The sequence below is a fragment of the Mesorhizobium sp. M7D.F.Ca.US.004.03.1.1 genome (assembly GCF_003998635.1).
GTDB classification, from domain to species: Bacteria; Pseudomonadota; Alphaproteobacteria; order Rhizobiales; family Rhizobiaceae; genus Mesorhizobium; species Mesorhizobium loti.
The window spans coordinates 1-7,652 of the sequence record NZ_RZQG01000220.1; the positions used below are offsets into that span (position 1 = coordinate 1).

Here is a 7,652-nt window from a genome sequence, read left to right on the forward strand (position 1 = left end):
TCCTGACGGAGCAGATGACATCGTGGACGTTCGATTCCTGCGCGGCCGAAAGCGGCGCCGAGGGCCTCAAGGTGCTGATCGCCGCCGCCGCCTATGGCGTGCCGGTCGATTGCGTCGTGCTCGACTACCAGATGCCTGAGATGAGCGGCGCCGAAATGGCGCGGATCGTGCGCAACACTGCCGGCCTTGCCGGCACGCCGATCATCATGCTGACCTCGGTCGACCAGTCGCTCGCCAACACCAGCTATCGCGATCTTGGCATCGATGCCCAGCTGATCAAGCCCGCGCGCTCTTCGGTGCTGCTGGAAACGCTGGTCGCCACCATCCAGCGGCATCGCCACAACACGAGCGGCAGCGACGCGCTGCCGCTCGCAGCGGACGTCGCTGCGAGCAATGTGGTGCGGCCACAGCCCTCGGCGCCGTCTGAACAGCGGGCGCTGCTGCAGCCGCCTTTGATTCGCCCCCGGCCACCCGTGGCGGGTGGCGGCGACAGGTTGGACATCCTGGTGGCCGAGGATAATGAGGTGAACCAGATGGTGTTCACCCAGATTCTCGGTGAGACCGGTTATGGTTTCGAGATCGTCGGCAATGGCCGCAAGGCGCTCGACGCCTTCGGCCGGCTCAATCCGTGCATGATCCTGATGGATGTCTCGATGCCGGAGATGAACGGGCTCGAGGCAACCGCCGCCATTCGCCGGCTGGAGGAAGAAACCGGCGCGCATGTGCCGATCGTCGGCGTCACCGCGCATGCGCTGAAGGGCGATCGCGAGCGCTGCCTGGAGGCCGGCATGGACGACTATCTGCCCAAGCCGATCAGTCCCCGAGCCCTGCTCGAGAAGGTCGAGCGCTGGGTCGGCGCCAGCCGCCAGGCTCAGCGCAACGCCGGGTAAGGGGCTCTCGTCGCACCTGTTGGCGAGAAACTATGCGGAGATTCGCGACGCGTCCCGTGCGCAGCACCATGGTGCGATCGCACCATATCAAAACTGTGCCTAATCGAGACAATAACCATATTCGAATTCCGCTCTTCCCAGTTACGGGCGGGAGCAGCGACCGCCGGCATGAGACAGCGTCAACCTACCCCAACGGACCTGTTTTCGGCGATGGCCCGGCCACGACACCGTCTGGCCGAGAGCAACGCGCTCCCGTCCGGATTTTCTTTGCCGAGGCGGCAGTCCCGAAACTGCGGGCCGGTCTCGGCCTGAAACGGCGCAAGTGCCTGATTCCGGGAGCAAAGCCGGGCTCAATCGGGAGTGCCGGCTGGCCGGCGTTTTCCTCACCCCAATGACGCGTTACCGGGGTGACATCAAACTGTCATGCGACTGTAATAATCGAAGGCTATTGGCCTCAGCGGGCGCCGAGAGGAATGGCGCCGAGAGACCATCTTCCGAACAGGAGCAGGCCACATGAGACATTTCATCCGCTCGGCGGCCGTTGCGATCGCAATGGCTACGGCGTCTACTTTCACCCTTTCCGCGGCAATGGCAGCTGATCTTTCCGGCGCCGGCTCGACCTTCATTTATCCGGTGTTCGCCAAGTGGGCCGACACCTACAAGAAAGACACCGGCATCGGCCTCAACTACCAGTCGATCGGTTCAGGCGGCGGCATCAAGCAGGTCATCGCCAAGACCGTGACCTTCGGCGCCACCGACAAGCCGATGTCCGACGCCGACCTGGAAAAGAACGGCCTCGTGCAGTTTCCAATGGTGATGGGCGGCATCGTGCCGATCGTCAACCTGACCGGCGTCAAGCCGGGCGAACTCGTCCTTGACGGCAAGACGATCGCTCAGATCTACCTCGGCGCCATCACCACCTGGGACGACGCCGCGATCAAGGCACTGAACCCGACCCTGACCCTGCCATCGACGGCGATCGCCGTTGTCCATCGCTCGGACGGCTCGGGCACGACCTTCAACTTCACCAACTACCTGGTCAAGCTGTCGCCCGACTGGAAGGACAAGATCGGTTCGGACACGGCGGTCGAATGGCCGACCGGCGTCGGCGCCAAGGGCAGTGAAGGCGTTGCCAACACCGTCAAGCAGACCGACGGCGGCATCGGCTACGTCGAGTATGCCTATGCCAAGCAAAACAACCTGTCCTACTCCAAGTTGGTGAATGCCGCCGGCAAGGTCGTCGAGCCGTCGCTCGAATCCTTCGGCGCGGCTGCTTCGAATGCCGACTTCAAGGGCGCGAAAAACTTCAACGTCATCATCACCAACGAGCCCGGCGACACCACCTGGCCGATCGCTGCCTCGACCTGGGTGCTGATCCACAAGGTTCCGGACGATGCTGCCGCAACCGGTGAAGCGCTGAAATTCTTTGCCTGGGCCTACAAGGACGGCAAGGAAACCGCCAAGGCGCTCGACTATGTCTCGATCCCCGATAGCGTCGTCGACCTGATCAAGACCTCCTGGAAGGCTGACATCCAAGCCGACGGCAAGCCCGTCTACGCTGGCGAATAACATCCTCCAAAGGAGCGCCGCGCCGCGGCGCTCCTTATTCGTCCCTCAACACAAAGAGCCGAGCTTCACATGAGCGCTGTCCAGGAAGCCTTGCCAGCCATTCGAGGTTCGCGCGACGCGATTGTCAGACGGTTCGCGCTGACGGACTCGATTTTCCACGGGATGACCCGGGCCGCTGCCATATTGGTGCTGGTCCTGCTCGGCGGCGTTGCGATCTCGCTGTTTGCCGGATCCTGGCAAGCCCTGTCGACCTTCGGCTTCTCCTTCCTGACCAGCGAAAGCTGGAACCCGGTGACGGAGAAATTCGGTGCGCTGGCGCCGATCTACGGCACCATCATCACGTCCGCCATCGCCATCCTGATTGCCGTGCCGCTCGGCATCGGCATCGCCATCTTTCTCACCGAGCTTTGCCCGCGCCCGCTGCGGCGGCCGATCGGCATGGCGGTCGAGTTGCTCGCCGGCATCCCCTCGATCATCTACGGCATCTGGGGCCTGTTCGTGCTGGCGCCGTTCCTGCAGACGACCGTGCAGCCCTTCATCATCGGCGTGTTCCACGGCATTCCCGGCCTTAACAGCCTGTTTGCCGGTCCCCCCTACGGTATCGGCCTGCTGACCTCGTCGCTGATCCTGGCCATCATGGTGCTGCCCTTCATCACCTCGATCACCAAGGACGTCTTCGACACAGTGCCGCCGGTGCTGAAGGAGTCGGCCTACGGTATCGGCTGCACGACCTGGGAAGTGACCCGCCGCGTGGTTATCCCCTACACCAGGATCGGCATCATGGGCGGGGTCATGCTCGGCCTTGGCCGCGCGCTCGGCGAAACCATGGCGGTGACCTTCGTCATCGGCAACGCGCACCGCATCTCGACGTCGCTGTTCGCGCCGGCGACGACGATCTCGGCGACCATCGCCAATGAATTCACCGAAGCCGTCGGCGATCTCTACACTTCTTCGCTGGTGGCGCTCGGCCTGATCCTGTTCGTCATCACCTTCCTGATCCTTGCCATCGCCCGCTACATGCTGATGCGCATCGACGCCCGCACCGGAGCCTGACCGATGTCGACAGCCACATCGCTTCACCAGAGCCGCAAGAGGAAGAATGCCGTGATGATGACGCTGTGCGTCACCGCGGCGGGCATCGGCCTAGCCTGGCTGGCGCTCATCCTCGGCGCGCTGGTCTACAAGGGCGCCGCCGGCCTGTCCTTTGATGTCTTCACGCAGATGACGCCGCCGCCCGGCGACGCCGGCGGCCTGCTCAACGCCATCTATGGCAGCGTGGTGATGACCGTCATCGCCGTCATCGTCGGCACACCGATCGGCGTGCTGGCCGGAACCTACATGGCCGAGTACGGTCGCTTTTCCAAGCTGACCACCGTGGTGCGGTTCATCAACGACATCCTGTTATCGGCGCCGTCGATCATCATCGGCCTGTTCGTCTACGAACTGATGGTGCGGCCGATGGGGCATTTCTCGGCGATCGCCGGTGCTGTCGCGCTCGCCATCCTCGTCATCCCGGTTGTCGTGCGCACCACCGAAGACATGCTCAATTTGGTGCCGAACGCCTTGCGCGAAGCCGGCACCGCGATCGGCGCGCCGCGCTGGGTGGTCATCAAGTCGGTCGCCTACCGCGCCGCGCTTTCCGGCATCGTCACCGGCATATTGCTGTCGATCGCCCGTATCTCCGGCGAGACGGCGCCACTGCTCTTCACGGCGCTCAACAACCAGTTCTGGTCGAGCAATCTCAACGCGCCGATGGCCAGCCTGCCTGTCACCATCTTCCAGTTCGCTCTCAGCCCTTACGAGGAATGGCAGCAACTGGCCTGGACCGGTGCACTCATCATCACATTGACGGTTCTCGCGCTCAGCATCGTTGCTCGCAGCCTGACCGGACGCAGAGAGGACAAATGAGCCAGATGTTGTCTCCAGACATGACGATCGCCGCCGAGGCCACCGCCAAGGCCAAGATCGAGGTCAAGAACCTCAACTTCTACTACGGCCAGAGCAAGGCGCTGAAGGACATCACGCTGTCCTTGCCCGAGCGCAGCGTCACCGCCTTCATCGGGCCTTCGGGCTGCGGGAAGTCGACGCTGCTGCGCGTCTTCAACCGCATCTACGAACTCTATCCCAAGCAGACCGCCGAAGGTCAGGTGCTGCTCGACGGCCAGAACGTTCTCGACCGCTCGCAGGATCTCAACCTGCTGCGGACCAAGATCGGCATGGTGTTCCAGAAGCCGACGCCATTTCCGATGTCGATCTACGAAAACATCGCTTTCGGCGTCAGGCTCTATGAGAAGCTCAGCAAGTCCGAGATGGACGGCCGCGTCGAGCAGGCGCTGAAGCGCGCAGCACTCTGGAACGAGGTCAAGGACAAGCTCAACGCCAGCGGCCTCAGCCTCTCCGGTGGTCAGCAGCAGCGGCTCTGCATCGCCCGCACCGTGGCGGTGAAGCCGGAAGTCATCCTGCTCGATGAGCCGGCCTCGGCGCTTGACCCGCTGTCGACCGCCAAGATCGAGGAGCTGATCGACGAGTTGCAAGCCGACTACACGATCGTCATCGTCACCCACAACATGCAGCAGGCGGCGCGCGTGTCGAAGCAGACGGCCTTCATGTATCTGGGCGAACTGGTCGAGTTCGACCGCACCGAGAAGATCTTCACGTCGCCCCGCGAGAAGCGCACGCAGGACTACATCACCGGCCGCTTCGGCTGAGTTCAGGCATACGAGGGACAAGATCATGGGCGAACACACAGTCGCTTCTTTCGACGAGGATCTCGGACAAATCAGCAGGCTCATCAGCGATATGGGCGATCTCGCCGGCTCGATGGTCGGTGGTGCCACCAAGGCGCTTTTGAATTCCGATAACGCCCTCGCACAGCGCGTCGTCTCCGACGATGCGATCATGGACGCGCGCCAGCGCGAGCTCGACGACCGCGCCATCACGTTGATCGCCAAGCGGCAGCCGATGGCCGACGATCTACGCCATGTCGTCGGTTCGATCCGCATGGCCGGCGATCTCGAACGCATCGGCGACCTTGCCAAGAACATCGCCAAGCGCGTCGGCACCGTCGGCCTCAGCGTCACACCGCGTGACCTGTCGCATTCCATCGACGCAATGGCTCAGCTGGTGCTGATCCAGGTGCAGGGCGTGATCGAGGAGTATGCGGCGCGCGACGCCGCGGCCCTGGCGAAACTGCGCGCCGCCGACGAGCGCATCGACGTCAAATACACCTCGGTGTTCCGCGAACTGCTGACCTACATGATGGAAGACCCGCGCAACATCACTGCCTGCACGCATCTGTTGTTCTGCGCCAAGAACCTCGAGCGCATCGGCGACCATGTGACCAACATCGCTGAAAATGCCTATTATGTTTTGACCGGCACGCAGTTGCCCGCCAATCGCCCGAAGCAGGACGAGACGGCAATGTCCGCGCCGGCGGCATGACGACAGGGGTGACCAGTCGATGATCGCGCCACGCATCATGGTGGTGGAGGATGAGGAGCCGCTAGGCGTGCTGCTCCGCTACAATCTGGAATCCGAGGGTTACCAGGTCGAGGTGGTGACGCGCGGCGACGAGGCCGAGATCCGGCTGCAGGAGAACGTTCCCGACCTTCTGGTGCTCGACTGGATGGTGCCTGCGGTTTCGGGTATCGAACTCTGTCGTCGGCTAAGAATGCGTCCCGAGACCGAGCGGCTGCCAATCATCATGCTGACCGCGCGCGGCGAGGAAAGCGACCGCGTGCGTGGCCTGTCGACCGGCGCCGACGACTATCTGGTCAAGCCGTTCTCGACGCCGGAATTCATGGCCAGGGTTAAGGCGCTGCTGCGCCGCGCCAAGCCGGAAGTGCTGTCCAGCGTGCTGAAGGTCGGCGACATCGTGCTCGATCGTGAGTCGCACCGGGTCTATCGCAAGAAGAGCGAGATCCGGTTAGGGCCGACCGAGTTCCGCCTGCTCGAGTTCATGATGCGCCATCCCGGCCGCGTCTTCTCGCGCAGCCAGCTGCTCGACAATGTCTGGGGCGAGACGATCTACATCGACGAGCGCACGGTCGACGTGCATGTCGGCCGCCTGCGCAAGGCGGTCAACAACGGCCGCATGCCGGACGTCATCCGCACCATTCGTGGGGCGGGCTACGCGATCCGCGAGGATTGAACTCGCCCGTCTGAATTCACGCCACGTTTTTGCCTGCGACGCTTCCTCTCGCCTGCGCGCCCGGCGCGAAAATCTCCTGGTCGACGAAGGTCAGCGCGCGCATGGCGCAGCCTTCGCGGATCAGCGGCAGTTCGTTCGGCTCGGTGTCGAAGGAAATCGATTTCGAGTGCTGGCCGCCGGCGGTCTGGGCAATCGCCTCGCGCAATGCCGGCTCGATCAGGTCGAAGGCAGCGGCGCTGACGCCGACCATGGCGACGGGCGCCGGATCGATCAGCGCGAACAAGCTGCCGAGACCGTAGCCGAGCGCTTCGCCGGCCTTGCGATAGGCCTCGCGCTCGGGGCCATCCCTTTCGCGGGCCGCGGTCGCCAGGGCGCGCATGTCGGCGTCGCTGACATCGGCGACGGGTTCTGCGTCCTCGCCCAGCTGCCTGGCGTTGCGCCAGATGGCGTAGTTGCCGGCATAGGCCTCGACGCAGCCGCGCCGCCCGCAGCGGCAGAGCGCACCTTTCGGCTGATGGATCATGTGGCCGAACTCGCCGCCCGAGGAATGGGTGCCGGTGAAGAGCTCGCCCTTCAGCACCAGGCCCATGCCGATGCCATGCGACAAAAGGATGGCGATGAAATCGTCGCGGTAGCGATCAGGATCGCGCCAGCGTAGCGCTATCGCCATCATGTTGCAGTCATTCTCCATGGTGGCGGGGATGCCGAACTCGTCCTCGAGTATGTCGGCGAAGGCGATGTCGGTGTGCGGCGTGATAGGCGACCACAGCATGGCGCGGGCGCGGGTGTCGGTGATGCCCTGGATTGCCAGCGCAATGCGGGCGATGCTGCGGACGTCGAGATCAGGGTCCTCGAGACGGCGCCGCACGATTGCCGTGCATTCGCCGATCAGCGCGTCCCGCGACATGGTCAGCGTGTCCAGCCGGCGCTGTTCCTCTGATATCACCTGGCCGGCATAGTCGATGACGGCGACGGAGAGAAAATTCAGCGACAGCACCACGGTCATCACCGCCGCCGCTTCCGGATTGAGGCTGAGGCCAACC

General features: G+C 63.6%; 8 protein-coding genes. 7 read left to right on the plus strand and 1 reads right to left on the minus strand.

Going from position 1 to position 7,652, the window contains the following annotated elements:
- From EN935_RS14705 to phoB, 7 genes are all read left to right on the plus strand, one after another.
- Positions 1–890: response regulator (locus EN935_RS14705; protein WP_164771134.1), on the plus strand; the 890-nt coding region annotated here is incomplete at its 5' end.
- 513 nt (positions 891–1,403) lie between these two features.
- Positions 1,404–2,459 (plus strand): phosphate ABC transporter substrate-binding protein PstS, encoded by a 1,056-nt coding sequence (gene pstS / locus EN935_RS14710; RefSeq protein WP_109665098.1) that lies wholly within the window; start codon positions 1,404–1,406, stop codon positions 2,457–2,459.
- A 69-nt stretch (positions 2,460–2,528) separates the two neighbouring features.
- Positions 2,529–3,512, plus strand: coding sequence for a phosphate ABC transporter permease subunit PstC (pstC, locus tag EN935_RS14715; protein WP_109665101.1), 984 nt, complete (start codon positions 2,529–2,531; stop codon positions 3,510–3,512).
- A gap of 3 nt (positions 3,513–3,515) precedes the next feature.
- Positions 3,516–4,367, plus strand: coding sequence for a phosphate ABC transporter permease PstA (gene pstA, locus EN935_RS14720; RefSeq protein ID WP_126070814.1), 852 nt, complete (start codon positions 3,516–3,518; stop codon positions 4,365–4,367).
- Positions 4,364–5,167 (plus strand): phosphate ABC transporter ATP-binding protein PstB, encoded by an 804-nt coding sequence (pstB, locus tag EN935_RS14725; RefSeq protein ID WP_109665107.1) that lies wholly within the window; start codon positions 4,364–4,366, stop codon positions 5,165–5,167. The genes pstA and pstB overlap by 4 nt, the downstream gene beginning before the upstream one ends.
- A 25-nt stretch (positions 5,168–5,192) precedes the next feature.
- Positions 5,193–5,900 carry a phosphate signaling complex protein PhoU gene (gene phoU / locus EN935_RS14730; RefSeq protein ID WP_109665110.1) on the plus strand — a complete coding sequence of 236 codons (708 nt, stop codon included), beginning with the start codon at positions 5,193–5,195 and terminating at the stop codon, positions 5,898–5,900.
- A gap of 19 nt (positions 5,901–5,919) precedes the next feature.
- Positions 5,920–6,609: a phosphate regulon transcriptional regulator PhoB gene (gene phoB, locus EN935_RS14735; protein ID WP_010911896.1), complete on the plus strand. Its 690-nt coding sequence runs from the start codon at positions 5,920–5,922 to the stop codon at positions 6,607–6,609.
- Positions 6,610–6,625: 16 nt separating this feature from the next.
- Here phoB and EN935_RS14740 read toward each other — a convergent pair.
- The coding region (locus EN935_RS14740; RefSeq protein ID WP_164771135.1) for an ROK family protein at positions 6,626–7,652 on the minus strand (1,027 nt) is incomplete at its 5' end.